This window comes from Halomonas sp. TA22 (assembly GCF_013009075.1).
In the GTDB taxonomy this organism is placed as follows: Bacteria; Pseudomonadota; Gammaproteobacteria; order Pseudomonadales; family Halomonadaceae; genus TA22.
The window spans coordinates 3,548,107-3,574,934 of the sequence record NZ_CP053108.1; the positions used below are offsets into that span (position 1 = coordinate 3,548,107).

Consider the following 26,828-nt stretch of genomic DNA (forward strand, 5'->3'; position numbering starts at 1 on the left):
GCGGTGACTTGCCTTCCATGCCCAGCGAGGCGACCATGGCGAACCGAGCCCTACCCAACGCGACCAACAATAACGCCCTCGGAGACAGGGAATGCCCATCGCGCGTTTTTCACCCTTCGAGCTTCTGCTGCTGAAGAGCCGACACCAGGCGGACACGGCCGCCCTGCTGCTGCTGGCCTGGGTGTTGGCAAGTCATGGGCGCCTAGGGGAGGCGGAAAGAGCAAAGCTCGGCGAGCTGGCCGCGCATTATCGCCACGGCCATGACCTGCAGCCGTTGATCGAGATCGCCAGCCAGCAGAACCTCGATGCGATTCAGCTGGCCGCCGAGGTGATGCAGAAGCACTGCCTGGGCGAGCAGGCGCACGCCTTTCTACGCCAGGCCATCGGCCTGGCGGTAAGCGGCGGCAAGCTGGCCCAGGCCAACCATCATGTATTGCGCTTCCTCGCCGACCTGCTCGGGGTGTCGCCGGCGGAGTTTTCCCTGCTCTTCGAGGCGGCGGCGGGCAAGGCGTTCGGCAACCCCGACGATCCGAGCCGCAGCGCCTATTGGCAGGCCAAGGAGCACCGTCGCCAGCAGGAGCAGGCGCATGACCAGCAGCGTCATGAGGAGGAGCAACGCAAGCGTGAGCAGCAGCGCCACCAGCAATACGGCAGTGGCAGACAGGAGAGGGCCGGCGAAAGCCACCAGCGCCGGCGCCAGCGGGAAGCGCACCAGACCCCGCCTCCCAACGACCATACCCGCCGCGCCCTGGCCGTACTCGGCTTGCCCCCCGGCTCGACGCGCAGCGAGATTCGTACCGCCTACCGCCGTCTGGCGCAGCTGCACCACCCCGACCGCTTCTTTGCCCAGGGCGAAGCACGAGTCGCCTCCGCATCGCTGCGCTTTCAGAAGATTCGCAACGCCTATGACTACCTGATGCGGGTGAGCTGACCATGCGCGATCTTTACAAGCGCCTGGGCGTCGACCGCCGCGCCAGTGAAGGCGACATCACCACCGCCATCGAGGCCTGCCAGCACGCCACGCTCAGGGCCGATGCCCGGGCCGTACTGGAGGTGAAGTCGCGCCGCGAGGAGTACGATGCCCTGCACGCCACGCTCTGCAGTATCGGCCTGCTCAGGGCAAGGCTCGGCCTGACTCATGGCCCGCACTGGCTGGACAGCGCCGCCAACGACTTCTCGCTGCCCCCCGACGAGACCCGCTCCCCTTACGACGACATGGTTCATCGCGTGAGCCATGCGGTGGCGCTGCACGACCGCTGGCAACGCTGGCATATCCCCTGGCTCATGCCTGGCCTCGTGGTCCTCGGTATCCTGCTCGGCGCGGGTGCCTGCCACTGGCTGTGGTAGTGGCGCCATGCGTCCCCTAGCGGCCTGGATCAGGCTCCGGTGAGCCTCCGCTCGCGCTGGTTCTGCGGCCGGGATCGGCGATGCCGGCCTCTCCAGGCCCTCGCCCGGCGCTGTCGTGCATGCCACCGCCACCTGTCGTCTCTGCTGACGCCTTGTCGACCTCGTCTCCGGTGGCAGCCTCCATCTGGATGCTCATGCGCGGCATCGCCATGTCCAGCCCCTCGGCTTCCATGCGCTGCTTGAAGCGCAGGTTGAAGGCCCGCGACACATCCCACTGCATCACCGGCGCGGTACGCATGCGCATGCGCAGTACCGCCGCGCCTTCCTCGAAGCGGTCGACGCCCTGCAGCTCCAGCGGCGACCAGATGTGGTGGCGCATCATCGGGTCCTGGCGCAGCTCGTCGGCAACCTCGCGCACCAGCGCGATGGCATCGTCGATCTTCATCGAGTGCGGGACGCGCAGGCGCATCAGGGCGATGCCGAACTGGCGCGACATGTTGTGGATCGAGGTGATCTGGCTGAAGGTGATGATGTGCAGGATGCCATCCAGGTCGCGCAGGCGCACCGTGCGCATGGTCAACCCCTCGACGGTACCCATGTGGCCGCCCAGGTTGACGAAGTCGTCGATGGCCAGCGAATCCTCGATGAGGATGAAGACCCCGGTGATCAGATCCTGCACCAGCGTCTGCGCGCCGAAGCCGACCGCCAGGCCAATCACCCCGGCACCGGCCAGCAGCGGCGTGACATTGACGCCCAGATTGGCCAGGCCGACGATGCTGGCGATCACCACGATGGTGGCAAATATCACGTTGCGGATCAGCGGCGTGATGGTCTGCGCGCGCGCGTTGTTGACACGCCGGCCACGCACCCGCGCCGATGAGGTCAGCGCCCGCTGGATGGCGGTATCGGCAAAGATCCAGGCAAGCCAGGCCAGCAGAACGGTAAAGCCCACCGCCAGCAGCGCCTGGCCGATACGCGCACTGGCCACGCCTTGCTGGCCGATGCCGATCAGCGACCCGCCCCACAGTTGAGCGGAGAGCTCGGCGAAGGCGATCCAGCAGAACAGGTGCGCCAGCGCATAGCCGAAGCGCTGCAGGCGCTTGCGGTACTGCGAGATACGCCTGCGCTGGATCACGGTTTCGCTGTAGCGGCGGATCAGCCCGGTGATCACCAGGGTCAGCACCAGCAGCGAGGCGGAGATCAGCGCCCGGGTCAAGGCGCCTCCGGCATCGCCCACCGAGACGAACATCGCCAGCAGCGAAGCGACGACCAGCAGCAGCGCGGGCACATGCCACAGCCCCCCGACGACGCGAATCATCTCATCGGTGGCACTGGCCCGCTTGCGCTGGAAGTAGGGTCGGTTGCTGATCAAATGCTTGACCGGTCGCTTGAAGCGCAGCACGAAACTACCGGCGAGCAGTGCCGCCAGGATGTTGGAGAACACCGACAGCAGCACCGCGAGATCCTCGCCGAGCAGCTCGATCATGCGTATCGACTCCAGCGCGTCGGCCAGCGCCACCAGGGCGCCGATGGCGAAGAAGCGCCGCAGCGCTCGTTGGCGCAGATGCAGCACCGCCACATAGCGATGGCCGCGGGTGAAGACCGAGAACAGGATGTCGAGCACCACCGAAAGCAGGCGACCGCACAACGCGACATAGGCAAATACCAGGCCCAGGATATGCCCGGGGCCTACCTCGACGAACTGCACCGCTGCCAGTATCAGCGCAAAGGCCAGGCCCCAGGGCACGACTCGGCGCAGGAAATGGACCGCCACCATCCAGGCGCGCGGTTCGCGCGGCAATGTCAAAGGCCAGTCGCGGCGCTTGGCCAGCAGTCGACCGCCTCCCATCAACAGGATCACCATTCCCACCCAGGCACCTGCCGTGATCGCCGCATCGATCACCACTCGCACAAGCTCGCTGTAACTGGCCGCCGATAGCAGGGCCGCACCCTCGTCCAGCGCCTGGTCTATCTGCTGTTGCCAGATATTCAGCGGACTCTGACCAGCCTCGGTCTGGTCGCCGAACTCGCTGAAGGTATCGGCAATCGCCCCCAACAGCCCCTGGCGAGGCATCTCGAAACCCTGCTCCTCGGCCTGTGCCGAGGTCTGCTGCAGATCGCGCAGATTCTCCAGCAGGGCGTCACGCCGCTCGGCACTCTCGAGTGTGGCAATGACCTCCTCGAGGGAGCGCTGGAAGGCCTGAGGATCGTGCTGCTCAGCCTCCTCTTCGCCACCGCCCGTCAAGCCCACCAGCGGCGACGTCTGAGCATGCAGCGGCATCGCCACCCATATCAGCATCAGGCCCCACAGCAGCATGACAAGCGCTCGTCCCTGGCCAGCCACCACAATCGATAATCGGGGCATGAATCCCTCCATGTGAGTTGAATCAGACAAGTCTGCATAGACCGACGCATGGGGTAAAGGCTAGTTGCACAATCCCGGAGGCACCGCTAGCGATTCGAAAGCTGTCGAGACGACCACTATGCTGACTTCCACTATGCTAGGGTAACGCTTTGGTCGCACTGGCTCGGGAGCCCGTATGGAACCCCTACCGCCTCCGGTTTCATCCAACCATGAGGGCAACACGCGCCGAGTCGGCGTTGAGATCGAGTTCGCCGGTATCTCACCGACGGATGCCGCTCATCTCGTGTGCATGCAGTTCGGCGGCCAGATCAGCGTGCTCGGCCCCCACCGCATGAAAGTGGAGGGCACCCGCTGGGGAAGCTTCCATATCGAGCTCGATTCTCAGTACGTGCACCCCGATGCCAAGGTGATCGACAAGCCACTCGGCAGCGACGCTCAATGGCGCCGCCAACGCCACCAGATACGCGTCGATCTGCATAACAAGACACGCGAGCTGATCGGCGAAGTGGTGGCCGGCCTGGTCCCCACCGAGATCGTCTGCCCGCCGGTTCCCTGGAACGAGCTCGACGAGCTCGACGTACTGTTCGACGCGCTGCGCGTGCATGGCGCCAAGGGCACCGATGCCAGCCTGCTCTATGGTTTCGGCCTGCATCTCAACCCAGAGGTGCCGAGTTTCGAGATCGACACGATCCTCGCCTATCTGCGCGCTTACCTGCTGCTGGGCGAGTGGCTGCGTCACGAGATCGATGTCGATATCACCCGGGAAGTGCTGCCGCATGCCAATCCCTTTCCCAAGGTCTATGCCCTGAAGGTGTTCGATCCCGCCTATCGCCCCGACCTGGACACGCTGATCGGCGACTACATCGAGCACAACCCGACGCGCAACCGCGAGCTGGACCTGTTCCCGCTCTTCGCCTACCTGCGCCCCGGCTTTCCACATCCGGTCATGCGCAATGCTCTGGTCAAGCCGCGCCCCACCTTCCATTACCGCCTGCCCAACGCCCAGCTCTCCAACCCCGCCTGGGGGGCAGCCATGGAGTGGAACCTGTGGCTCGAGGTCGAGCGGCTGGCAGCGGACACCCCGCGTCTCGAGGAGCAGGCCAGGCACTATCTCGACCACCATCTCCAATCGCCCCTCACCCGCTGGCTCGACAGGATGCGCGGGTGGATGAAAGAATCCTAAGGAGTGGCATGTCTCGCCCACTGATCGGCATCACCACCTCGGATCGCAAGAGCTTGATTGCCTGGTTTTTCGACTGGCTGGCGGTGTGGCGCCATGGCGGTCGCCCGCTGCGCCTGTCGCCCTCCCGCGCCAAGCCAGAGTATCTCGACGGACTGATCATCGGCGGCGGCGACGACATCGAAGCGCGGCTCTATGGCGGCGAGGTGCAGCTCGACGTCCGCGTCGACCCGCAGCGCGACCAGCTGGAGCTCGAGCTGCTTGAGCGCTTCATTCCGCGTGGCTGCCCGGTGCTGGGCATCTGTCGCGGCGCCCAGTTGATCAACGTCTATCTCGGCGGCACTCTGGACAGCGACATCTATACCACGCACCAGGGCCTCAAGCGGCGTCGCACGGTGCTGCCCCGCAAGACCGTGGATATCGTCGCCGACAGCCAGCTGCACCGTATCCTCGAGGTCAGTTGGTGTCGCATCAACAGCCTGCACCATCAGGCCGTGCAACAGGCGGGGCGCGGGATCGAGATCGTCGCCCGCGACCGCGATGGGCTGGTGCAGGGAATCGAGTCCCGCGAGCACGCCTTCCTGCTCGGCGTGCAGTGGCACCCCGAGTGGCTGATCTTCAACCGCCCCCAGCAGCGCCTGATACGTGCGCTGGTCGAGGCCTCTCGCGTCGCCTCGTCGACATCGCGCCAAACGTAAGCGACCGCCCGAAGGCGGTCGCTGATATCGAAGAGGCTGACACCGGCTCAGCTCTCCAGCGTGGCATCCAGGGTGATCTCGGCCTTGAACAGCTTGGAGATCGGGCACCCCTCCTTGGCCTTGTTGGCCGCATCGTCGAATGCCGCCTGGTCGGCGCCGGGGATCTTGACCCGCGTCTCGAGATGGATGGCCGTCACGCTGAATCCCTCGTCACCCTTCTCCAGGGTGACGCTCGCCTGGGTAACGATGCTCTCGGCGGTCATGCCCGCCTCACCCAGTATCATCGACAGCGCCATGGAGTAGCAGCTGGCGTGAGCCGCGCCAATCAACTCCTCAGGGTTGGTCCCCGGCTGCCCCTCGAAGCGCGTGTTGAAACCATAGGGATTGGCATCGAGCACTCCGCTCTCGGTGGAGACCGTGCCCTTGCCTTGCTTAAGATCACCTTCCCAGTGCGCGGAAGCCTTCTTGATGATGCTCATTGCGTCTCCTTGGGTATTTTCCTGGCAAAACGACGTGTTACCACGCCATGATCAATCGAGTCACGACCAATCGAATGAACAGAACGCGAACCGTCAGGTTAGCGCGGCCAGCGCCGCATCGTAATCCGGTTCGTGTTTGATCTCGTCCACCAATTGACTGTAGATCACTTGATCGTTTTCATCGATGACCACCACCGCCCGCGCCGTCAACCCAGCCATCGGCCCGCTGGAGAGTGCCACGCCGTAATCGCGATGGAACTCGGGATGGCGGAACGTCGACAGGGTGATCACGTCATCCAGCCCCTCGGCACCGCAGAAGCGCTTGGCCGCAAAGGGCAGGTCGGCGGAGACGACCAGTACCACGGTATTGGCAAGCGACGAGGCAAGCTCGTTGAACTTGCGCGTCGACATGGCGCAAGTCGGCGTATCGACGCTTGGGATGATATTGAGCACCTTGCGCTTGCCGGCGTAGTCGGCAAGGGTCACGTCCTGCAGCTCCTGGTCGGTCAGCGTCAGGGCGGGGGCTTGCGTGTCCGGTGTGGGAAAATCGCCAGCCACGTCCACCGGGGTGCCGCCACGGGTTACCTGTTTCATGATCGCTCCTGCTGTCGAGGGAACCCCTGTTATGCGGGCGATGACAGCGTTTGGCAAGGCCCGATCAGCCAAGCATCTTGAGCGTCGCCAAGCGACGCTCCAGTGTTTCCCGGCCCAGCTCATGCATCAGGGCAATGTTTCGCTCAGGAATGCTTTCCGGATCGGGGTAGTGTTCCAGCACGCGGGTCAGGCTCGCTTCACGCAGCAGATGCAACATCGGCCACGGCGAGCGATTGGTGTAGTGGCTCTCGTCATCCTCGGCGCCCCCCTCGAAACGATAATCGGGATGGAAGCTCGCCAGCTGGTAGATGCCGTCGTACCCCTGGTCGGCGAGCAGATCCTCGGCCACGCCCAATAGGTCAAGGTAGTCATCGAAGTCATCGCTCCCCTCACTCAATACCAGCAGCGTGGTCTCGACCTCGCTATCCTCGTCGAGCCGGCGGCACTCCTCGAGCAGGGCAAGCAACGTCTCGCTCCAGTCATTGGCCGAGACGGCACGATACCGGATCCGCTGGGCGGCCACTTCGCGAGCGGCGAAGGGGCAGATACCATGCTTCACTACGAAGGTCTCGACCCAAGCCTGGGTAGCGGCAAGACAGCGCATGAGGGGTTCCATGACAAGCTCCTGGGGGGTGGCCGACAGTATAGTGGCCTTGCCCGTAAGGCGCATTGCAAAGCGCTCGAGGCTGGTTCAGCATTCATGAAACTCCTTTTCATTATCATCGAAGCACCATGAGGCCATCCATGTCGTCCGACGCCAGCGCCCCCCTTGCCACCATGGTCACCCTACCTGCTACCGTCAGCCAGCCCGACGTGACCCTACCGGCCATCGGCCAGGGCACCTGGCACATGGGCGAGGACATGACGGCTAACCGTGACGAGGTACGCGCCCTGCAGCAGGGGCTCGAGCTTGGCATGAGGCTGATCGACACCGCCGAGATGTATGCCGAGGGCGGTGCCGAAACGGTGGTTGGCGAGGCGCTTCTTGGCCGCCGCGACCAGGCATTCCTGGTCTCCAAGGTCTACCCGTGGAATGCCGGCCGCACTAGCGCCATCGAGGCGTGCGAACGCAGCTTGAAGCGGCTGGGCACCGATCATCTCGACCTCTACCTGCTGCACTGGCCGGGCAATATTGCCCTCGAGGAGACACTCGAGGCCTTCGAGCGCTTGCAGGAACAGGGTAAGGTCAAGCGCTTCGGTGTCTCCAACTTCGATGCCGACGCCATGGCCGCGCTGCATGCCGTGCCGGGCGCCAGCGAGTGCGCCACCAACCAGGTGCTTTACCACCTGGGCTCGCGCGGCATCGAGCGGCGCCTGCGCCCCTGGATGCGCGAGCATGGCATGCCGATCATGGCCTATAGCCCCATTGCCCAGGGCGGCCGGCTACGCGATGAGCTGATGACCGATGCCGACGTGCTGGAGATGGCATCCAGCCTTGGCATTACCCCGGCGCAATTGCTGCTCGCCTGGTCGATTCGCCCCGTCGCTGGGCAGCGCGATGTAATCGCGATTCCCAAGGCGGTCAGAAGCGAGCATGTCGAACAGAATGCCCGTGCCCTGGATATCGTGCTGGACGACGAGGTGATCGAACGGCTCGAGGCGGCATTCCCCGCCCCGGATCACGACGTGCCGCTCGATATCATCTGACGCGCAGGCCTAGGAGAGCGAATCGAAGAGCGAGCCGGCAGGAGCTGCCTTCACTCGCTTCTGGTCGCGCCGCGAGGCAAGCCGATCGGCCAGGCGCGTCGGTTCGGGCAGCTTGGTCTTGCCCAGGCAGCGCACCACCCATTCGATCGAGCTCTCCAGGCTAATGCGATGCCCCAGCGACACGAACACCGGCTTGACTTTCTCGCGGCTGCGCAGTGCAACGCCGATGGTCTCGCCGCGGTGACGCAGCGGTGTCCATCCGCCGCGCTGCTCGGGCACCTCGTCATGGCGACCGCACAGGATCGACTTGGCAACACCAATGGTCGGCAGATCGAGCCACAGCCCCAGGTGCGAGGCCACCCCCAACCGCCGTGGGTGGGCGATGCCCTGGCCGTCGACCATCACCAGTTCAGGTGTCATGGAGAGCTTGGCGAACGCGTCGAGCGCGGCGGGAATCTCGCGAAACGACAGCAGCCCGGGGATATAGGGCATCCGCGTCGGCTCGCGGTGGACCACCTGCTCGAGCGGGGTGAGCGACGGCCAGTCGAGCAGCACCACTGCTGCGCGAGTGATCGTTCCCTCTTCCTCGAAACCGATATCCACCCCGGCAATGCGCGAGACGTTGCCGATCCGGTCCTCGCGCTCGATGCGCGGGGCCAGCTCGCGTTGCAGGGCAATTGCCGTTTCCGGCGTGGGCGTCCATTCATGCAGAGGCGTCATCTAGGCATCCTTGCGTAACGGCTGTGAGCCTCCCAGTTTAGGCCCTCGGACGCGTCATCCCAACCCGGGCCTCTTCCCGGATCGTGTATCATCGGCGCAGACATTTTCCGTTGAGCCTTGAACGCCGTGCTTACGCTGATTCATACCGCCGACTGGCACCTGGGCCAGACCTTCCATGGCCAGGAGCGCCATGTCGAACATCGCGCCTTTCTCGATTGGCTGCTGGAGACGCTCGCCAAGCGCCGCGCCGATGCTCTGCTGGTGGCCGGCGATGTCTTCGATGTGGTCAACCCGTCGATGAGGGCCCAGGAGCTGCTCTACGACTTCATCGTCGCCGCACATCGCCGTCTGCCGCAGCTGGATATCGTGATGACCGCCGGCAACCACGACAGCGGCAACCGCATCGAACTGCCCGCACCCTTGATGCGACGCCTCAACACGCATGCCCTGGGCCGTGTGCAGTGGTGCGACGACGGCACCCTCGACGCCGAACGTCTATTGGTACCCCTGACCGATGCCGAGGGAGAGACCTGTGCCTGGTGCCTGGCGTTGCCCTTCCTGCGCCCCGCCGAGGTCACCGGTCACGGCCTGACGCCAAGCGATGACAACGAAAGCGAGCGCGGTAACCATTACGTGGCCGGCATCAGCCGCGTACATGAACAGCTGATCGCTGCCGCCCGCGAGCGGCGCGCTCCCGGCCAAGCGCTGGTCGCCATGAGTCATGCTCACCTGCGCGGCGCGGCCGTCTCCGAGGCGAGCGAGCGTCCCATCGTGATCGGCGGTGAGGAGTCGCTCTCCGCCAGCCTGTTCCCTGCGGACATCGCCTACGTGGCACTCGGCCATCTGCACCGCCCCCAGCAGGTCAGCGAGGCGCGAATCCGCTACAGCGGCAGTCCGTTGCCGTTGGATTTCAGCGAAGTGAGCTACCCGCACCAGGTGGTCGAGGTCACGCTCAAGGGCGAATCGCTGATGAAAGCAGAGGCAATTGCGGTACCCCGCACCATTGCCATGCAGCGCATCGGCCCCGCCGGCCTGGATGAGGTGCTGGCCGAACTCGAGGCCCTGGCGCCCGACCAGATGTTACCCCGGGAGCGGTGGCCCTGGCTCGAGGTGCGCGTCACGCTCTCGGCGCCGGTACCCGACCTGCGCGCCCGGGTGGAGGCCGCGCTGGAGGGCAAGGCGCTGCGCCTGCTGCGCCTGGAACGCCAGCTACCTAAAATCGACACTGACAGCGCCCCACAACGCGTCAACCTGGAATCCCTAGGCCCGAAAACGCTCTTCGAGCGCACCTGGCAGGCGCGCTGGGGAGAACCGCCCATCGACGAGGTCATGGCCGATTTCGACCGGCTGCGACAGGAGGTGCTGGATGACGATGACGAGGAACGCCCGAACGGGGAGGCATCGGCATGAAGATCCTTGCCCTGCGCTTGCAGAACCTCGCCTCCCTGCCCGGCCCGCTGGAGCTCGACTTCAGCGCCCCGCCGCTGCGTGACGTTGGCCTATTCGCCATCACCGGCCCCACCGGAGCCGGCAAGAGCACCCTGCTCGACGCTCTGTGCCTGGCGCTCTACGGCAATACGCCGCGGCTGCGTCAGGCCCCCGGTCGCGATGCCCCGCTGCCCGATGTGGAAGGCGAGACGGTCAGCACCGCCGATCCGCGCACGCTACTTCGCCGCGGCACCGCCCAGGGCCACGCCGAAGTCGACTTCCTGGGCCGCGACGGCCGACGTTATCGGGCCCGCTGGGCCGTGCGTCGCGCTCGCGAGAAGGCCAGTGGGCGCCTGCAAGCGGTCGAGCAGTCACTCTCCGACCTCGAAGACCAGCGCCTGCTCACCACCCAGAAGCGCGAGTTCGACCGTCTGCTGCCCGAGAGGCTGGGACTGAACTTCGAGCAGTTCACCCGCGCCGTACTGCTTGCCCAGAGCGAGTTCGCCGCCTTCCTCAAGGCCGATGACAACGAGCGCAGCGACCTGCTCGAACGTCTGACCGGCACTCATGAATACTCGCGGATCTCCATCGCTGCCTATCGCCGCGCCAGCGAGGCGAGAAAGTGCGTCGACGCCCTCGAGACCAAGCTTGCCGACGGCCTGCCCGCCGAGCCCGAGTCCCGCGCCGGACTGGAGCGTGAGGCCGAGGCCACCCAGCAAGCACTCACTTACCTGAAAACCCGTGAGGAGTCGCTCAAGACTCAGCAGCGTTGGCACGGCGACGATGCTCGCCTGCAGGCAGCCCACGCCGAAGGGTGCCGGCAACTGAACGAGGCCGAGACACGCTGGCACGCCCTGGCTTCACTGCGCACCGATCGTGAATATCGCAACCTGATCGCTCCCCAGCGTCATCGGCTGACGCGCCAGACCGAATTACCCGGTGAGATCGTCGCGCTCGAGACAATCCACGCCAACACGCGTCAGGCACTGGAGGCGGCCAACGCCAAGCAGAAAAGTGTCGAAAAGCATCGGGAGCAGGCGGATCGATGCCTGGCCGATGCGCAGCAGGCCAGACAGCGCGCCGAGCCTGCGCTGCGCCAGGCGCGCACCCATGACCAGGCGCTCGCCACCTACGAAAAGCAGCTGGCCGAGCTTATAAAGACCCAGGAAGAACGCCATCAACAAGCCAACAGGGTGGAGCATGAGCGACACCAGGCCCGACAGACCCAGCAGGCACTCGAGCAGCGGCGCGACACGCAGCAGGCCGCTTTGCACCAGTTGATGGGCGACCACCACCAGCTCGGCGATGCACGTCAGGCACTGCAGCACGCGCTTGACCAGGCCGCTAGGCGCAGCCTGGCGCTGAATGAGCTGAGCGCTTGCTGGCGGGAGGCCTGCCGCGCCGAGCAGGCGCATCGACATGTCACTCAGCGGCTGCAAGACGACAAAGCTCACCTGGCGCAATTGAAAACCCAAGGCAAGACCGCGCGCCGGCACCACGACGAACAGGAGCGGCGCTATCGCACGCTGAGTGCTTTCATCGAGCGCAATCGCGCCGCGCGCAGCGAAAGTGTGCTCGAGCTGCGCCAACTGCTGCATGAGGGCGGGCCCTGCCCGGTCTGTGGCGGCCATGACCACCCTTGGCGCCACCAACCGCCGCCTTCGCACGAGGCCGCGCAACTCGTTGCCCAGCAGGCCGAGGAGGAGCGTCAGCTGGAACAGACCAAGCAGGCACGCGATCAGGCCCAGCAGACACTGAATGCCCTTCTCGGCGAATATCGTGCCGTCACGACCACACTGGCACAGTGCCAGCAGGAGCGCCAGGAGGTCGAACGGCGTCTGGCGGAAGCGAGGAATACGCTTGCCACTCATGCGCTGCATGCCGAGCTTGCCGCCATCGACACGGCCGAATACGACGCCTGGCTGACACAACAGCGCCAGGCGAGCGATGCCGAGAGGAGACAAGCCGAGCAGGCGCTACAAACGCTGACCCGCGCCGAAAACGAGCTGGCACCGCTACAGGAGTCGCAGCGCCAGAGTGAACTCACGCTTGCCCAGCTCGACACTCAGCGTAGCGGGCTCGAACAGGAGCGAGCGCGTCTCGCGGCCCAGTTGCCGCCGCTACGCCAGGCGCATGATGAGGCCAAATATCAGCTCGCGTCACTGCTCGGCGAGCATCCTTCGGCGGATGCCTGGCAGCAACATCTCGACACGCGCCAAGAAGCCGCTCGCCAGGCGCGGGACAGCGCCATCGAGCAGTGCCATGCAGCCGAGCGCGACCAGGCCCGGCTCGCTCAACAAGCGATACATGAAGCGCAACGCATCGAGAGCCTCACGCAGGAGCGCGACACGCTGACGCGTGAGCTCGCCGAGTGGCGCCGCGCCCACCCGCAACTCGACGATGCCGGCCTGGCCCGGCTACTGGCGCAATCGGACGAAGATGCCAGACAGCAGGAGCGCGAACTGAACGACGCCGACGAGGCACGCCAGCGCAGTGAGGCGAGCCTCGCCGAGCGACGCCAGGCGCTATTGCAGCATCGTCGCGACCAAGGCCTGGCCGATGAACCAAATGCCGACAACGCAGCGCTGCTGGGCGAGGCAGTCGAGCATGAGATCGAGCGCCGCCGTCAGGGGATGATGGATCAACGGGATGCCCTCGCCCCGCAACTCGAGGCCACCCAACAGGCTCGCGACGAAGCCGCCCATGCGCTACGCGACGACGACCGCCGCCGGGCGCGCCAGCAACACGGCCAGGCCGAACTGGAAGCCGCCCGAGCCGAGTACGTGCGCTGGGGGCGTATCAGCGAGCTGATCGGCTCCGCCGACGGCAAGGCGTTTCGCCGCATCGCCCAAGTCTACAATCTGGAGCAGTTGCTGGAGCACGCCAACCTTCACCTGGCCGGCCTCAGCCGACGCTATCGGCTCGCCCGAGGCGGCACGCCGCTGGGCCTGCTGGTGGTCGATCACGACATGGGCGATGAGCGCCGCTCGGTGCACTCGCTCTCCGGCGGCGAGACTTTTCTGGTCTCCCTGGCGCTGGCCCTGGGGCTCGCCTCCATGGCCTCCGGCGAACTCGTCATCGAATCGCTGTTCATCGACGAAGGCTTCGGCAGCCTGGACCCGCAGTCGCTGGCACTCGCCATGGAAGCGCTGGATGGCCTGCAGGCTCTGGGCCGTCGCGTTGGGGTGATCTCCCATGTGCAGGAGATGCACGAGCGCATCCCGGTGCAGATCCAGGTGGAACCGCTGGGCAACGGGACGAGCCGCGCGCGTATCACCAGCCAATGAGCGCACCGCTCAGGTCATCGGCTGCTTCCGCCGGGAGCAAAGTTTTATCACTCGCGGGCGCTCCCCGCACTCAGGAAAGAGAGAGCACCGGCCGTCATGGCCTCGATGCCGGTTCTCAGGGTCATGGGGTTGCCCGGGAAGTAATAAGGAGAGTGCGGCATATCCAAGTGGCGCATCTTCTCGGCAACGCTTGTCCCCGGCGTCTCCACCCAACGTGATTCTGGCGTGGCACCGATGAACCAGTAGACGTAGGGGATGTCCTCGCCGCCGAAACCAGCGGCTTCTGCATTGCCAAAGAAGGGGAAGTCCTCACTGCCGTTCAGGCGCGGCATCTCATACAAGCACGCCTCGCCGAAGTGCTGGGCATGGGCCTGGCGCACATGACTAACTGCCGTAGGATCGTTGTTCAGGGCGATGGTCTCATTGAGCACTCGAAACGCCGGTGGCTTCGGCGAACGCCCGGCCTCGCACTCGGCGCGGACGATGCGTTCGATGGCGGCCACCACCTGCCGATGCAGAGCGTTGTCGAAGCTGCGAACGTTGATCTCGAGCTCAGCCGAGTGGGGAATGATATTGGCCTGAGTGCCGGCATGCAGCTTGCCGACAGTGACTACCACGGTCTCTTCCGGCGGTACTTCACGGGAAACGATGGTCTGCAATCGGGTGACCACATGGGCGGCGATCACCACCGGATCCACCGTCTGGGCGGGCATGGAGCCATGGCCGCCGTCGCCGTGGATGGTCACCGCCAGGTTGGTGCAGGCAGCCATGGCACGGCCGGCGATATGCCCGACCGTGCCCGCCAGCGCCGGCATGTTGTGCTGTCCCAGCACCACGTCCGGGCGAGCAAAGCGCTCATAGAGTCCATCGTCGAGCATCGCCCTGGCGCCCCCGAAGATCTCCTCGGCCGGCTGGCACACCAGCATCAAGGTGCCGCTCCAGTGCTCCTTGAGCGCCGACATTACACTGGCGGCTCCGACCACACAGCTGCTGTGCAGGTCGTGGCCACAGGCATGCATCAAGGGTACCGTGCTGCCATCCTCTGCGACGGCGGTTTCCCGGCTGGCAAAATCGAGCCTGGTCTCCTCCTTGATCGGCAGCGCATCCATGTCACCGCGCAGCATCACGCTGGCCCCCTCGCCGTTTCGCAGCAGAGCGACGACGCCGGTCCCACCCACGCCGCGAGTCACCTCGTAGCCGAGACGCTCCAGCGCCTCGGCGAGCCGCTCACTGGTCTTAAACTCATGGAAGGGAAGCTCAGGGTACTGATGCAGCTGGCGATAAAGCGCCTGAATATCCTCGAAGCTTGCTTCCACCTGGGCGCGAATCGCCCCTGGGAGATCCACTCCATTGGCTACGGTCGTCATCTTTGCCTCCATAGGAATCATTGGCTGGTGCTGCAGGACAGAACCTGTCCATTGCGGGCGGGTTTGAAGAGCCCCTGCCAGGCCGCCACGATGCCTACATTGAGCAACATGGCCCAGACACCGGCATGCCAGCCCAGCGGCGAAGCCCAGAGAAACTCCATCGCCAGGTAGGCAAGGCTTCCCACCAAGGCACCCGCCATGACGCTGGCACGACGCAACCGTGGCAGGAACAGGGCACCGAGCACCATGGGGAACAACTGAACGATCAAGCCATAGGCACCCAGCAGCAACAGCACCAGCGAGGCGGGATTGCCCAGTGCAAACAGGTAGGCCACCAGCGACAGACCCAGCACGCTCCAACGCGTCACGCTCACGGCGGCCTTCTCGCTGGCCCCTTTCATCACGGTAGGACCGAGCACATCGCGCACCAGTACGATGGCGGCGGTATGGGCCAGGTTGGCACCGGTGGACATGGCCGCCGCCAGTGCACCGGAGAGCATCAGGCCGATGACCCACGGCGAGAAATTGGCCACGTCCATGACCATGCGCAGCAGCACGGTATCGGAGCGTGCGAGGGGCTCGTCGGCAAACACCAGGATACCGGCGAAACCGATGAACAGCAGCGGCACCAGCAGGTAGGCATAGAGCGGATAGAAGACACTGACCTTGCGCAGCGTTCGGCCACTGTCGGCGGAGTAGAACTTCATGAACAGATGGGGCCACATGGCGCCGCCAAAGGCGCTGACTAGCACCGCCGTGCTGAAATAGCCCCAGTTCATGCCGGTAGCGCCGGGCATGGTCAGATACTCGGGCGCAGCCTGCTGCAATTGGGCAAACATCTCGCCCACACCGCCATAGAGGCGCTCGGGGATGGCCAGGCCCAGAAACCAGGCGATGGCAATCATCATGATGCCTTGAACGAGGTTGGTCCAACCGATGCCGCTCAATCCACTGCAGAAGACGTACGCCGCGACCACCAAGAATGCCAGCAGGGCGCCGAGCCAGAACGGAATCAGCCCGTCGGTGGCGGCTTGGAACAGCAGGCCGGCCCCGGCGATCTGGATGGTCAGATAAGGCACCAGCGCCAGCACGCCGATCACCCCCGCCAGTATGCCCAGCGGCTTGCTCTGGTAGTGGTCGGCGATCATGTCACCCTGGGTCAGGTAGCCCTTTTGACGACCGAGCTCCGCCACCCGCGGTCCCAGGGTCCAGATGGTGATTGGTATCAAGGCCAGGTAGGCGAGGATATAGAAGGCCGGCGAACCGTGCTGGTAAGCCCAGCCGGGAGCGCCCAAGAAGGCAAAGGCGGAGAATATCTCGGCGCCGAGGATAAAGAACAGGATCACCACGCCGACGTGACGGCCGCCCGCCACGTAGCCTTCAAGGCTGGAGCTCTGTTGGCCGCTGGCGCGTAGGCCCACCCAGAGCACTGCGGCGAGATAGGTCAGGGTGATGCCGACCACGATCAATGAATCAGTCATGACGGTCACCTCCATGACGGATCACGAAGGCCACCCACATGCCGGCAAACAGTACCAGCATCCACAGGATGTACCAGAAGAACAGGAAGGGAAGCCCCAGCACGGTGGGCTCGATGCGGTTGGCGATCAGGGCGCCAGGCCAGATCATCGCCAGGGTACAGAGCGCGAAGTGCAACCCCGTCAGGAGGTGGTAGGTCTTGGTCATGAGGAAGTCCAGCTCGCCGAAGCGAGTCTTGTTATGGGTTGTAGCTTGACTATGAAACAGATGCGTCGATCGAAAAAATATGTCTTTTAGATGGCTTCCATATCAGTTCGGTATGGGAGAGCATGCTCATTCGTGCACCCTCCGCGGAAACGGAGGGTTGAAAAAAGCAACGTTGCCAGCCTGCATCAATGACGTTCAGGAAGGTCTAGCGACAGGCCGCGAATCAGAAGCCGCTTCTGTCATGACGGCATCGGCGACCATTTCCGCCGTGACCGCCGACAATGTCCATCCCAGGTGGCCATGGCCCGTGTTATAGAACACGGTAGGGAGGCGCCCGCGCCCTACCCGCGGCATCATGTTCGGCATCATCGGCCTCAGGCCCGCCCAGGGAACGACCCGGCGCGTGCAGACTCCGGGGAAGCACTGCTCCACCCAATCGATCAACGGCCGGATCCGGTCTTCACGGATATCACGGTTGTTACCATTGAACTCCGCCGTCCCCGCGACTCGGAAACGCTCATCACCCAGGCGGCTCGTCACCAGCTTCGTCTCGTCATCCAGCAGACTTACCGTCGGCGCTGACTGGCGGCAGGAGGGACGGTCGAGGTGAACCGTAATCGAGTACCCTTTGACCGGATAGATGTTGACGCGGTCTCCCAGTCGGGCAGCCAATGCCCGACTGACGACACCGGCACAGATCACGAGGCTATCGAAGGACTGATGCATCACCTCATTGCCATCATGGGAGGTGATCGTGGCGCCTTCCGAGTCGGCTCTGACATCGCGCACGTCATGCCCGTAGAGCGTGGTGACTCCGTGGCGTTCAATGGCTGCTGCCAACCCATGGGTGAATTTGTGGATATCCCCCGTCGAGTCACTTTCGGTGAAGAAGCCACCGTAATAGTGGCCGGCCAGAGTCGGTTCGATGGCACGCATCTCCTCGGGTGTCACCGCCCGACGCTCAAGGCCACCTGCCGCGAGCAACCGGGACACCCGAGCCGCATGGTCGAAGCCGGCCTTGTCGCGGTAGATGTGCAAGATGCCCTGCCGCTTCAGATCGAAGTCGATGCTCTCATCCTTGGCCCACTGAAACAGATGGTCACGCGCGGCAATCGCAAGCCGTGCCGTCTCGGCAGTGTTTTGCTCATAGCTGGGAATAGCTGCAATGAATTCGGCAAACCAACTGAGCTTGTGCCAGGAGGGCTTGGGATTGACCAGCAGCGGCGCATCACGACGCAGCATCCACTTGAGGCCCTTGATCACGGTAGGCCAATGCGTCCAGACCTCGGCATTCGAGGCTGACAATTGCCCACCGTTGGCATAGGAGGTTTCCATGGCCGCGTAGCGATGCTTTTCGTACAGGGTGACCTGCAAGCCACGCTTGGCCAGGGTGTAGGCGGTGGTGACACCGGTGATGCCTCCACCGATAACGGCTACTCTTTTCATCGTAATCTCCAGGGACGTCGGGTTCTGCTACCCATCGAGATGACAGGCAGCACCCCTTCCGTCATGGAACCTGAGAGATTCACGTGCTGCCTTGGAGGCGGCCGCTTGCTCCTTCGGTGTGCCGACGGACGCTGACGCCGGCAACTCTTCGGAATGGTCTGGTGATAGCGGTCCTTTTGCCTGAGAGGTTCCGGGGCTGTTGCTCCTTCGGCGTCGCTTTCACCGATCGGTGAAACGATCTCTCCCACTATCACGTGCAATGGAACTACTATCGCGCGCCTAGACATCATAAAGAAAATATCAATAATGAATGGCAGCTATCTAATTCCGGTATCGATCTGCGTATGGAGTTTCGTCAACTCAGCTACTTCGTAGCCATCGTGGAGGCAGGCTCCATCTCGGCTGCCAGCCGGCAAGTCCATGTGGCTCAGCCAGCGCTGACGCGACAGATCAAACTGTTGGAAGAGGATTTGCAGGCCCGGCTGTTTGATCGGCACGCCCGAGGCATGCAATTGACGCTCGCAGGTCGGGCGCTTTATGAAGAGGCCATCGTCCTTCTGGATGCACGTACCCAGATCAAGGCTCGTCTGACGGCGCTGGGCAGCGGCCTGACTGGCAAGCTGAGCCTGGGAATTACCGTGACCCATCTCTGGGTACCCCAGGTTGCCGAACTGCTGGGCAGCTACCGGCAACGCTATCCCCATGTCGCCTTCGAGGTCTTTCCGCTACTTTCCGGCCCTCAACTCGATCGCCTGAGGGAAGACACGCTGGATGCCGGCATCCTCTATCTCGATAACGCAGACCAGCCGGGGCTCGAAACCCGACCGCTTCAGCATGATCATTTGATCCTGGCCGTACCGGAGGCATCCGTATGGGCGAAAGCACCACCGCGAACGCTCGAAGAAGTGAAGCATGCCGATTTCGTCTGGGGATTTCGTAGCGCCTCTCCCGCCTATTACGACCGTATGGTGGCCCACTTCCAGCGTTTGCAGTTCGAGCCTCGTGTCGTCCAGTACGGGGCGGACAACATCACTATCCTCAGCATGGTGGCCGCCGGGCTGGGTATCGCCATCGTCCCCTCGGCGAGTAGCTGTCATCCCATGCCTGGCATTCGTTTTTTGCGGATAAAGGCGCTTGACGCATGCGATATGCCGTTATGGATGGCCTGGCGCAAGACCAATGAGTCCCCCGCTCTCCAGAATCTGATAAAACTGGTTGATAACGTTCTTTAAAAAATCCACCTGTTCATAGGAGCAGCGGGTCAGACCTGTAACGGAGATAGAGTGCCCAAGCATCACACCGTGCTTGCCCGGCCATGATAGGCTGTTGAAAAAGCGACCTAAGGAGTGTGCCATGACTGCCGTGGAACTGCTCGACCGCCTGGTGGGCTTCCCTACCGTATCCCGCGATTCCAACCTTGCGCTGATCGAGTGGGTCGAGGCTTATCTCGACGATCATGGCGTGCCGCATTGGCGCATCGAGAACGATGACGGCAGCAAGGCCAACCTGCTGGCGCGCATCGGCCCGGCCGTTGAGGGGGGCGTGGTGCTGTCGGGGCACACCGACGTGGTGCCGGTGGAGGGCCAGCCGTGGAGGAGCGATCCATTCACGCTGGCCGACAAGGGCGACGGGCGTCTCTACGGCCGTGGCAGTTGCGACATGAAGGGATTTATCGCCTGCGCCCTGGCCGAAGTGCCGAACTGGGTGAAACAGACGCTGCACCGGCCGATTTTCCTGGCCTTCTCCTACGACGAGGAGATCGGCTGCCTGGGGGCTCCGCGCATGATCGAGCGGCTGATCGCCGACCAACCGCGCCCGGCGGCGGTGATCGTCGGCGAGCCGACGCTGATGGCGCCGGTGGTGGCCCAGAAGGGCATCACCAACTTGCGCACCACCGTCACTGGCCGCGCCGCCCATTCGAGCCAGGTCAACCAGGGGGTTTCGGCAATCCACGTTGCGGCGCGGCTGGTCACCAAGATCGAGGACATCATGGCCGAGCTGAAGGCCGAGGGACGTGTCGCCGAGGCGTTCAATGTCGCTCACTCGAGCCTGCATGTCGGCAAGATCCAGGGCGGCACGGCGGTCAACATCATGGCCCGCGAGTGTCAGTTCGATTGGGAGATCCGTCACCTGCCCCAGGACAGCTTCGATGAGCTGATCGGCCGCTTCACCGCCTATGCCGAAACGCTGGAGGTGGAGTTCAAGGGTCGCGCCCCCGATGCCGGCATCCATACCGAGCAGTTGACCGAGACCGTGCCGGCACTCGCCGACTACGACAATGCCGCTGCCCTGTCGCTGTGCCACGAGCTGCTTGGCGAGCGCCCTAGCGAGGCGGTGGCCTACGCCACCGAAGCCGGCCAATTCCAGCGCGCGGGGCTGGCAACAGTGATCTGCGGCCCCGGCAGCATCGGCCAGGCACATCAGCCCGACGAGTACATCGAGATCGATCAGCTCGACGCAGGAAGCCGTTTCATGCAGGCACTGGGCGAGCGGTTAAAAGACTAATCCTCATTGCGTTACTTCCCCGGCCTCCCTACCTTCTAGTAAGCGCTCCCTGCGGGCGCGCATGGATGCAGGATCAATCAAGGAGGATGGTATGGCCGCGAAGCGTACCTCGTCGCAGCGACAACATGGTCGCCAGGCGAATCAACCGACACAGATTCCGGCCAGGGGCTGGTGGGACATCCTGTGGCGCATCAAGGATGCGATGGCCAACGATCACGTGATGCTGGTGGCAGCGGGCGTCGCCTTCTACGGCATGCTGGCCATCGTGCCGACCATCGTGGCCACCATCTCGTTGTGGGCGCTGCTTTTCGACCCTCAGCAGATCGCCGCACAGATCGAAGAGATAAGTCACCTGCTGCCCGAGGAGGCGTCGGGAATCATCGTCGAACAGGCACAGCAAGCAAGCGAGGATGCTGCTACCGGCATGAGCCTGGCGGCAATCGGCGGGATCCTGTTCGCGATCTATAGCGCTTCCCGGGGCACGCGCAGCCTGATGGAAGGGCTGAACATCATCTATGACGAGGAGGAGAAGCGCGGCGTCGTCAAGAAGACCCTGGTGATGCTGGGGCTGACCCTGGGTGCGATCATCATGACGATCGTGGCGCTGGGTACCATCACCGTCATCCCGATGCTGGTCGAGATGCTGGGGCTGGACAACCTCCTGGGCACGCTCATCAACCTGGCCCGCTGGCCGCTGCTGATGGTCATCGTCATGGTGGCCCTCGCCGTACTGTATCGTTATGCGCCGAGCCGTGACGAACCGCGCTGGCAGTGGACCGGCACGGGATCGATCATCGCCGTGGTGATATGGCTCGCAGGCTCGATCGGCTTCTCGATCTACGTACGCAACTTCGCCGACTACAACGAGACTTACGGCTCTCTCGGGGCGGTGCTGATCCTGCAGATGTGGTTCTGGCTCTCGGCCTTCATCGTGCTGATGGGCGCCGAGCTCAATAGCGAGATGGAGCGCCAGACCCGGCACGACACCACCAAGGGCGAGAAACGGCCGATGGGCGAGCGCGAGGCCCATGCAGCGGATACCTTGGGTGAAGCGAAGGAGTAAGCGCTCTTGGCATAGAGGAAAATCAGTGCGAGTGCCTGGGTACCTCCGCGCCTCGACACCCCACCAGGAAGTCGAAGTCGCAGCCTTCGTCGGCCTGCAGCACCCGCTCGATATAGAGCTGGCGGTAGCCGCCTTGGCTGGCGACCAGTCGCGACGCCTCGGTGGGGTCGTTTTGTTTCAGGCGCGCCTCGAGCTCCTCATCGCTGATATCCAGGTGCAGCCGCCCGCCATTGCAGTCGAGCTCGATCCAATCGCCGTCGCGTACCGCGGCAAGCGGCCCCCCGGCGGCGGCTTCCGGGGCGACATGCAGCACCACCGTTCCGTAGGCGGTACCGCTCATGCGCGCGTCCGAGATACGTACCATGTCGGTGATGCCCTGCTCGAGCAGTTTGGCCGGTAGCCCCATGTTGCCGACCTCGGCCATGCCGTGATAGCCGCGCGGGCCGCAGTTGCGCAGTACCAGTATGCTTGAGGCATTGACCTCGAGCGCAGGGTCGTTGATGCGCGTCTTGTAGTGGTCGAAATCGTCGAATACCACCGCACGGCCACGATGCTGCATCAGTTCGGGAGTGGCCGCCGAGGGCTTGAGCACGGCACCATTGGGCGCAAGATTGCCGCGCAGGATGCAGATGCCACCATCCTCGCGCAATGGTCTGTCGAGCGGACGGATCACCTCGACGTTGTAGTGCGGGGCGTCCTTGACATTGTCCCACAGGGTCTGGCCGTTGGCGGTCAGCGCCCCCTTGTGTGGCAGTCGGTCGGCCTCGCCCAGCCGGCGCAACACGGCGGGCAAGCCGCCGGCGTAGTAGAACTCCTCCATCAGGAAGCGACCCGAGGGCTGCAGGTCGACGATGGTCGGTGTGCCGCGCCCGAGGCTCGTCCAGTCGTCGAGGGAAAGCTCGACCCCGATGCGCCCGGCAATCGCCTTCAGGTGAATCACCGCATTGGTCGAGCCGCCGATGGCGGCATTGGTGCGGATCGCGTTCTCGAACGCTTCGCGAGTCAGAATCTTCGATAGCTTCAGGTCTTCATCGACCATCTCGACGATCCGATTGCCAGAGAGATGGGCGAGCACGTAGCGGCGCGAATCGACGGCGGGGATCGTTGCATTGTGCGGCAGCGAAGTGCCGAGCGCCTCGGCCATGCAGGCCATGGTCGAAGCGGTGCCCATGGTATTGCAGGTGCCGGCGGAGCGTGACATGCCCGCCTCGGCGGCCATGAACTCATGCAGGGAAATCTTGCCGGCCTTGACTTGTTCCGAAAGCTGCCAGACTACGGTGCCGGAGCCGATGTCGCGGCCCTCGTGCTTGCCGTTGAGCATCGGCCCGCCCGTCACCACGATGGTGGGAATGTCGCAGCTCGCCGCCCCCATCAGCAGTGCCGGGGTGGTCTTGTCGCAGCCCACCAGCAGCACCACGCCATCCATTGGGTTGCCGCGAATCGCCTCCTCGACGTCCATGCTCGCCAGGTTGCGGGTAAACATCGCCGTGGGCCGCAGGTTGGACTCGCCATTGGAGAACACCGGGAATTCCAGCGGATAGCCGCCCGCCTCGAGGATGCCCTTCTTGACGTGTTCGGCGATCTTGCGGAAGTGGGCATTACAAGGGGTGAGCTCCGACCAGGTATTGCAGACGCCGATGATCGGCTTGCCCTGGAATTCATGATCGGGGATGCCCTGATTCTTCATCCAGCTGCGGTACATGAAGCCATTCTTGTCGGCGGTGCCGAACCACTGAGCGGAGCGCAACGGACGTTTCTGATCGGGCATGAGACTTCTCCTTGGGCGTCAAGCACACTGCCGGCAACTCAGCTCAGGCAGAGATCGTTCACCCTAGCCAGCACGGCGATAACCCTCCAATAGCCAATTCCAAGCTTCTTGATATACATTTAGTTATCGAACGGAGGGAGACGCTTGCACCATGGGCATGCTGGCCGATGACTGGTTCTTGCACTCGCGACTAAAGTTGCGCCATCTGCAGCTGTTCCTGGCGCTGGAGGAGCAGCGCAACCTGCATCGCGCCGCCGCCGTGCTGGGCATGAGCCAGCCGGCCGCGTCCAAGTTGCTGGGCGATCTCGAGAGCCAGCTGGGTATCCGGCTGTTCGATCGCCAGCCGAAGGGGCTCTCGCCCAACTGGTACGGCGAAGTAATGATTCGCCATGCGAAGGGTATGCTTGCGCAGCTACGCCACGCAGGCGATGAACTCAATGCCCTGCAGCAGGGCAATACCGGAGTGGTAGCGGTAGGCACGGTAATGGCACCCGCCGTGACGCTGCTGACCAGCGCGATCGAGCGCGTTCATCGTGACCACCCGGGGCTCAAGATCAGTGTCGATGTGGATGTCAGCAAGGCCCTGGTACCGCGCCTGCTGGAGGGCGAGTTCGACTTCGCCATCACCCGCATACCGGCCGGCCTTGCGCCGGAGGCCTTCGTGTTCGAGGAGATCGGCGAGGAGGAGATCTGCTTCGTCTGTCGCGAGGGGCATCCACTCACGGCGTGCGCCCCGCTATCGCTTGCCGACATGCTCCCCTACCCCTGGTCCCTGCAGCCTCCCGGGGCCCTGATGCGCCAACGGGTCGACTACCTGTTCAACCATCACGGTCTCGCCGCGCCGCGCCGGATCGTCGATACGCCGGACATCCTAGTCTCCCTGGCGTTAGTCGACAAGTCGGACACCGTCACGGTCACCACCCGCCAGGTCGCCGAGCTGCTCTGCGCACCCCAGCGCTTTTGCATACTGCCCTTCACCGAACGCCTGAGCGTACAGCCATATGGGCTGGTCAGCCTGCGCCAGCAACGGCTGTCGCCCGGTGCGGGAATCGTGATGGCGGCCCTGCGCGAGCTGATCGCCGAGCGGCAGCACGAGGAAGCCAGCATCATTCGATGAAAGCCTCGACCTTGGTGCGGTGCCCGAGCAGAAAGGCATCCGCCATGTGCCGCAGGGGGACGATGATCGGCGCCTGGCAGTTGCTCGGCATCTGCAGAGGAGCCTCCTTCAGGAAGAAGGCGTTCGGCAATATCGCGGTGATGATCGATAGCGCTAAACCTCAGCACAAGGATGCCGGGCCAGGCAAGATCATCGGGCACCAAAAAGCGGGCCGGGGATTACTCCCCGGCCCGCCTTGTCCGCTACCTCACCCGCCTGATGGCGAGTTGCGATCAGGCGCTGGTGCGGCGCCGAATCGGTGCGTCATCGTCGTTGCGGCGACGCGGCGCACGTTCGGGTGCACCGCTGTCTTCGCTGATCTCCAGCGGACGACCGGCGACGCGCGCGCGCGCCATCTTGGCCAGGATGCTGGCCGGCAGCGAGCTTGGCAGCTCGACCACGGAGAAGGCGTTGCGGATATCGATACGTCCGATACGCGCACCTTCGATGCCCCCTTCGTTGGCCAGCGCACCAACCAGCTGACCCGGCTTGACGCCATCCTTGTGACCGACCGATACGCGATAGCGCGTCATGCCTTCACGCGGCGCGCTGTCGCGACGGCGCGGCTTGTCGTCACGCGGGGCGCGATCGCTGCTGCGCTCGGCACGCGGTGCCGGCATGCGGCCAATCGGCGCCTCGTCGGCACGCGCCATGGCAGCGAAGGCACAGGCCAGCTCTATCGGATCGTGACCTTCGGCGACCAGGCGCTCGATCAGCGCACGCTGCTCATCGGCACCGCTGGTCAGGGCACCCACGACCCGCGCATGGAAGGCTTCATCGCGATGGGCGCGAATGGTCTTCTCGTCGGGCACCGGCATGTCGCTCATGTGCTGGCCGGTGGCCTGCTCCATCCAGCGCAGCTTGCGCGTTTCACGCGCACCGGCGAAGGTGATCGCGATGCCAGTACGACCGGCACGACCGGTACGGCCGATGCGGTGCGTGTAGGCTTCGCTGTCCTGCGGCAGGTCGTAGTTGATGACGTGGGTGATGCGCGCCACATCGAGACCGCGAGCGGCCACGTCGGTGGCGATCAGCACGTCGACCTTGCCACGCTTGAGGCGCGTGATGGTACGCTCGCGCAGGCTCTGGTCGAGATCGCCCGACAGGCCGGCAGCATTCACGCCGCGTGCGGTGAGCTGCTCGACCAGCGTGGTACAGGCGGCACGGGTACGCACGAAGACGATCGCCCCATCCACCGGCTCGACCTCGAGGATGCGTGACAGCGCTTCCAGCTTGGCGCCGCCTTCGACGCGCACCATGCGCTGCTCGATACTGGCGGCAGTGCCGACGCTCGCCTCGATGACCACCTTGACCGGGTCGACCAGGTAGCGATTGACGATACGCTCGATCTCCGTCGGCAGCGTGGCCGAGAAGAACACCCGCTGGGCATCCTTGGGGGTATCGGCAACGACGCGCTTGACGTCGTCGATGAAGCCCATGCGCAGCATCTCGTCGGCTTCATCCAGCACCAGGGCGGAAAGGCCGTCGAGCTTGAGGCTGCCGCGATCGAGGTGATCAATCACCCGACCGGGTGTACCGACTACGACCTGCGCGCCGCGCTTGAGGGCGCCGAGCTGCTCGCGGTACTCCTGACCGCCGCACAGGGTCGCAACTTCGAGACCCTTGAGGTTCTGGCCATACTTGCTGAACGACACGGCCACCTGCTGGGCCAGCTCGCGGGTCGGTGCCAGTACCAGCACCTGGGGCTCGCGACGCGAAAGCTCGAGGCGCGAAAGAATCGGCAAGGCAAACGCGGCGGTCTTGCCGGTGCCGGTCTGGGCCTGGCCCAGCATGTCGCGCCCTTCCATCAGCGCGGGAATGGTCTGCGCCTGGATCGGCGAAGGAGTTTCATAGCCCAGTGTTTCGAGGGCAGAAAGCACGGCAGGCAGCAGTGCCAGTTCGCCGAAGCTCGGCGAGGCGACAGAAGTCGAGGTCATTAATCACACCTTGGTAGGCCGGTCATTACCGGCAACAGAGTTTTGTGGCGCCCCTGACGCGAAATACGCGAGTTCGACGGTCATGATCGAAGCTGCCCCTGGGCAGAACCGTCGGCGGAGTCTGGGACGCCGGTCGCACCTGGCATCCGGTTCGC

Annotated in this window: 22 protein-coding genes and 1 riboswitch; of the genes, 11 read left to right on the forward strand and 11 right to left on the reverse strand. The window is 64.2% G+C overall.

What is annotated here, in order from left to right:
• The first annotated feature begins 91 nt into the window (after positions 1-91).
• Both HJD22_RS16815 and HJD22_RS16820 read left to right on the forward strand, forming a co-directional pair.
• The gene (locus HJD22_RS16815; RefSeq protein WP_208655952.1) at positions 92-931 is read left to right on the forward strand and encodes a DnaJ domain-containing protein; all 840 of its coding nucleotides are present in this window, start codon (positions 92-94) and stop codon (positions 929-931) included.
• 2 nt (positions 932-933) lie between these two features.
• Positions 934-1,347, forward strand: coding sequence for a hypothetical protein (locus tag HJD22_RS16820; protein WP_208655951.1), 414 nt, complete (start codon positions 934-936; stop codon positions 1,345-1,347).
• A gap of 16 nt (positions 1,348-1,363) precedes the next feature.
• Here the strand turns inward: HJD22_RS16820 and HJD22_RS16825 are convergent, their stop codons facing one another.
• Positions 1,364-3,712 (reverse strand): mechanosensitive ion channel family protein, encoded by a 2,349-nt coding sequence (locus tag HJD22_RS16825; RefSeq protein ID WP_208655950.1) that lies wholly within the window; start codon positions 3,710-3,712, stop codon positions 1,364-1,366.
• A gap of 175 nt (positions 3,713-3,887) precedes the next feature.
• Here HJD22_RS16825 and HJD22_RS16830 point away from each other — a divergent pair, with 175 nt between their 5' ends.
• Together HJD22_RS16830 and HJD22_RS16835 are read left to right on the forward strand one after the other, a co-directional pair.
• On the forward strand, positions 3,888-4,895 hold the full coding sequence (locus tag HJD22_RS16830; protein ID WP_208655949.1) for an amidoligase family protein: 1,008 nt from the start codon (positions 3,888-3,890) through the stop codon (positions 4,893-4,895).
• A gap of 8 nt (positions 4,896-4,903) precedes the next feature.
• The gene (locus tag HJD22_RS16835; protein ID WP_208655948.1) at positions 4,904-5,590 is read left to right on the forward strand and encodes a gamma-glutamyl-gamma-aminobutyrate hydrolase family protein; all 687 of its coding nucleotides are present in this window, start codon (positions 4,904-4,906) and stop codon (positions 5,588-5,590) included.
• Positions 5,591-5,637: 47 nt separating this feature from the next.
• Here the strand turns inward: HJD22_RS16835 and HJD22_RS16840 are convergent, their stop codons facing one another.
• From HJD22_RS16840 to HJD22_RS16850, 3 genes are all read right to left on the reverse strand, one after another.
• Positions 5,638-6,069 (reverse strand): OsmC family protein, encoded by a 432-nt coding sequence (locus tag HJD22_RS16840; protein ID WP_208655947.1) that lies wholly within the window; start codon positions 6,067-6,069, stop codon positions 5,638-5,640.
• Between the two features lie 93 nt (positions 6,070-6,162).
• Positions 6,163-6,663 (reverse strand): thiol peroxidase, encoded by a 501-nt coding sequence (gene tpx / locus HJD22_RS16845; RefSeq protein ID WP_208655946.1) that lies wholly within the window; start codon positions 6,661-6,663, stop codon positions 6,163-6,165.
• A 64-nt stretch (positions 6,664-6,727) separates the two neighbouring features.
• Positions 6,728-7,279: a DUF1415 domain-containing protein gene (locus tag HJD22_RS16850; protein WP_208655945.1), complete on the reverse strand. Its 552-nt coding sequence runs from the start codon at positions 7,277-7,279 to the stop codon at positions 6,728-6,730.
• Positions 7,280-7,440: 161 nt separating this feature from the next.
• On the opposite strand from HJD22_RS16850, the gene HJD22_RS16855 reads away from it, so the two are divergent.
• On the forward strand, positions 7,441-8,310 hold the full coding sequence (locus HJD22_RS16855) for an aldo/keto reductase (RefSeq protein WP_208656915.1): 870 nt from the start codon (positions 7,441-7,443) through the stop codon (positions 8,308-8,310).
• Positions 8,311-8,319: 9 nt separating this feature from the next.
• Here HJD22_RS16855 and nfi read toward each other — a convergent pair whose 3' ends face one another.
• A complete protein-coding gene (gene nfi, locus HJD22_RS16860; RefSeq protein WP_208655943.1) occupies positions 8,320-9,030 on the reverse strand; it encodes a deoxyribonuclease V in 711 nt (236 codons plus the stop codon).
• Positions 9,031-9,156: 126 nt separating this feature from the next.
• On the opposite strand from nfi, the gene HJD22_RS16865 reads away from it, so the two are divergent.
• Both HJD22_RS16865 and HJD22_RS16870 read left to right on the forward strand, forming a co-directional pair.
• Positions 9,157-10,440 (forward strand): exonuclease SbcCD subunit D C-terminal domain-containing protein, encoded by a 1,284-nt coding sequence (locus tag HJD22_RS16865; protein WP_208655942.1) that lies wholly within the window; start codon positions 9,157-9,159, stop codon positions 10,438-10,440.
• A complete protein-coding gene (locus HJD22_RS16870) occupies positions 10,437-13,745 on the forward strand; it encodes an AAA family ATPase (RefSeq protein WP_208655941.1) in 3,309 nt (1,102 codons plus the stop codon). The genes HJD22_RS16865 and HJD22_RS16870 overlap by 4 nt, the downstream gene beginning before the upstream one ends.
• Before the next feature lie 47 nt (positions 13,746-13,792).
• Here the strand turns inward: HJD22_RS16870 and HJD22_RS16875 are convergent, their stop codons facing one another.
• The 4 genes from HJD22_RS16875 to HJD22_RS16890 all read right to left on the reverse strand — a co-directional run bounded on the left by HJD22_RS16875 (position 13,793) and on the right by HJD22_RS16890 (position 18,244).
• On the reverse strand, positions 13,793-15,112 hold the full coding sequence (locus HJD22_RS16875; RefSeq protein WP_208655939.1) for an amidohydrolase: 1,320 nt from the start codon (positions 15,110-15,112) through the stop codon (positions 13,793-13,795).
• 17 nt (positions 15,113-15,129) lie between these two features.
• Positions 15,130-16,593 carry a sodium:solute symporter gene (locus tag HJD22_RS16880; protein ID WP_208655937.1) on the reverse strand — a complete coding sequence of 488 codons (1,464 nt, stop codon included), beginning with the start codon at positions 16,591-16,593 and terminating at the stop codon, positions 15,130-15,132.
• Positions 16,586-16,798, reverse strand: coding sequence for a hypothetical protein (locus tag HJD22_RS16885; RefSeq protein WP_208655936.1), 213 nt, complete (start codon positions 16,796-16,798; stop codon positions 16,586-16,588). The genes HJD22_RS16880 and HJD22_RS16885 overlap by 8 nt, the downstream gene beginning before the upstream one ends.
• A 195-nt stretch (positions 16,799-16,993) precedes the next feature.
• Positions 16,994-18,244 (reverse strand): D-amino acid dehydrogenase, encoded by a 1,251-nt coding sequence (locus HJD22_RS16890; RefSeq protein ID WP_208655935.1) that lies wholly within the window; start codon positions 18,242-18,244, stop codon positions 16,994-16,996.
• A gap of 158 nt (positions 18,245-18,402) precedes the next feature.
• Positions 18,403-18,501, reverse strand: a riboswitch (glycine riboswitch).
• Between HJD22_RS16890 and HJD22_RS16895 the strand changes: the two genes are divergently transcribed.
• The 3 genes from HJD22_RS16895 to HJD22_RS16905 all read left to right on the forward strand — a co-directional run bounded on the left by HJD22_RS16895 (position 18,499) and on the right by HJD22_RS16905 (position 21,812).
• Positions 18,499-19,476, forward strand: coding sequence for a LysR family transcriptional regulator (locus HJD22_RS16895; protein WP_248730306.1), 978 nt, complete (start codon positions 18,499-18,501; stop codon positions 19,474-19,476). It overlaps the preceding riboswitch by 3 nt.
• Positions 19,477-19,597: 121 nt before the next feature.
• Complete coding sequence (gene argE, locus HJD22_RS16900; RefSeq protein ID WP_208655933.1) at positions 19,598-20,749, forward strand: acetylornithine deacetylase; 1,152 nt, start codon at positions 19,598-19,600, stop codon at positions 20,747-20,749.
• 91 nt (positions 20,750-20,840) lie between these two features.
• Positions 20,841-21,812, forward strand: coding sequence for a YihY/virulence factor BrkB family protein (locus HJD22_RS16905; RefSeq protein ID WP_208655932.1), 972 nt, complete (start codon positions 20,841-20,843; stop codon positions 21,810-21,812).
• A 22-nt stretch (positions 21,813-21,834) separates the two neighbouring features.
• On the opposite strand, the gene HJD22_RS16910 is transcribed toward HJD22_RS16905, so the two are convergent.
• A complete protein-coding gene (locus HJD22_RS16910; RefSeq protein ID WP_208655931.1) occupies positions 21,835-23,580 on the reverse strand; it encodes an IlvD/Edd family dehydratase in 1,746 nt (581 codons plus the stop codon).
• 151 nt (positions 23,581-23,731) lie between these two features.
• Between HJD22_RS16910 and HJD22_RS16915 the strand changes: the two genes are divergently transcribed.
• Positions 23,732-24,697 (forward strand): LysR substrate-binding domain-containing protein, encoded by a 966-nt coding sequence (locus HJD22_RS16915; RefSeq protein ID WP_208655929.1) that lies wholly within the window; start codon positions 23,732-23,734, stop codon positions 24,695-24,697.
• A gap of 272 nt (positions 24,698-24,969) precedes the next feature.
• On the opposite strand, the gene HJD22_RS16925 is transcribed toward HJD22_RS16915, so the two are convergent.
• The gene (locus HJD22_RS16925; protein ID WP_208655927.1) at positions 24,970-26,673 is read right to left on the reverse strand and encodes a DEAD/DEAH box helicase; all 1,704 of its coding nucleotides are present in this window, start codon (positions 26,671-26,673) and stop codon (positions 24,970-24,972) included.
• Positions 26,674-26,828: the final 155 nt, after the last annotated feature.

Bases quoted from the DNA above. Each gene is read 5' to 3' on its own strand.
- HJD22_RS16815 (WP_208655952.1), top strand. From the start codon at position 92: ATGCCCATCGCGCGTTTTTCACCCTTCGAGCTTCTGCTGCTGAAGAGC.
- HJD22_RS16820 (WP_208655951.1), top strand. From the start codon at position 934: ATGCGCGATCTTTACAAGCGCCTGGGCGTCGACCGCCGCGCCAGTGAA.
- HJD22_RS16825 (WP_208655950.1), bottom strand. From the start codon at position 3,712: ATGCCCCGATTATCGATTGTGGTGGCTGGCCAGGGACGAGCGCTTGTC.
- HJD22_RS16830 (WP_208655949.1), top strand. From the start codon at position 3,888: ATGGAACCCCTACCGCCTCCGGTTTCATCCAACCATGAGGGCAACACG.
- HJD22_RS16835 (WP_208655948.1), top strand. From the start codon at position 4,904: ATGTCTCGCCCACTGATCGGCATCACCACCTCGGATCGCAAGAGCTTG.
- HJD22_RS16840 (WP_208655947.1), bottom strand. From the start codon at position 6,069: ATGAGCATCATCAAGAAGGCTTCCGCGCACTGGGAAGGTGATCTTAAG.
- tpx (WP_208655946.1), bottom strand. From the start codon at position 6,663: ATGAAACAGGTAACCCGTGGCGGCACCCCGGTGGACGTGGCTGGCGAT.
- HJD22_RS16850 (WP_208655945.1), bottom strand. From the start codon at position 7,279: ATGGAACCCCTCATGCGCTGTCTTGCCGCTACCCAGGCTTGGGTCGAG.
- HJD22_RS16855 (WP_208656915.1), top strand. From the start codon at position 7,441: ATGGTCACCCTACCTGCTACCGTCAGCCAGCCCGACGTGACCCTACCG.
- nfi (WP_208655943.1), bottom strand. From the start codon at position 9,030: ATGACGCCTCTGCATGAATGGACGCCCACGCCGGAAACGGCAATTGCC.
- HJD22_RS16870 (WP_208655941.1), top strand. From the start codon at position 10,437: ATGAAGATCCTTGCCCTGCGCTTGCAGAACCTCGCCTCCCTGCCCGGC.
- HJD22_RS16875 (WP_208655939.1), bottom strand. From the start codon at position 15,112: ATGACGACCGTAGCCAATGGAGTGGATCTCCCAGGGGCGATTCGCGCC.
- HJD22_RS16880 (WP_208655937.1), bottom strand. From the start codon at position 16,593: ATGACTGATTCATTGATCGTGGTCGGCATCACCCTGACCTATCTCGCC.
- HJD22_RS16885 (WP_208655936.1), bottom strand. From the start codon at position 16,798: ATGACCAAGACCTACCACCTCCTGACGGGGTTGCACTTCGCGCTCTGT.
- HJD22_RS16890 (WP_208655935.1), bottom strand. From the start codon at position 18,244: ATGAAAAGAGTAGCCGTTATCGGTGGAGGCATCACCGGTGTCACCACC.
- argE (WP_208655933.1), top strand. From the start codon at position 19,598: ATGACTGCCGTGGAACTGCTCGACCGCCTGGTGGGCTTCCCTACCGTA.
- HJD22_RS16905 (WP_208655932.1), top strand. From the start codon at position 20,841: ATGGCCGCGAAGCGTACCTCGTCGCAGCGACAACATGGTCGCCAGGCG.
- HJD22_RS16910 (WP_208655931.1), bottom strand. From the start codon at position 23,580: ATGCCCGATCAGAAACGTCCGTTGCGCTCCGCTCAGTGGTTCGGCACC.
- HJD22_RS16915 (WP_208655929.1), top strand. From the start codon at position 23,732: ATGGGCATGCTGGCCGATGACTGGTTCTTGCACTCGCGACTAAAGTTG.
- HJD22_RS16925 (WP_208655927.1), bottom strand. From the start codon at position 26,673: ATGACCTCGACTTCTGTCGCCTCGCCGAGCTTCGGCGAACTGGCACTG.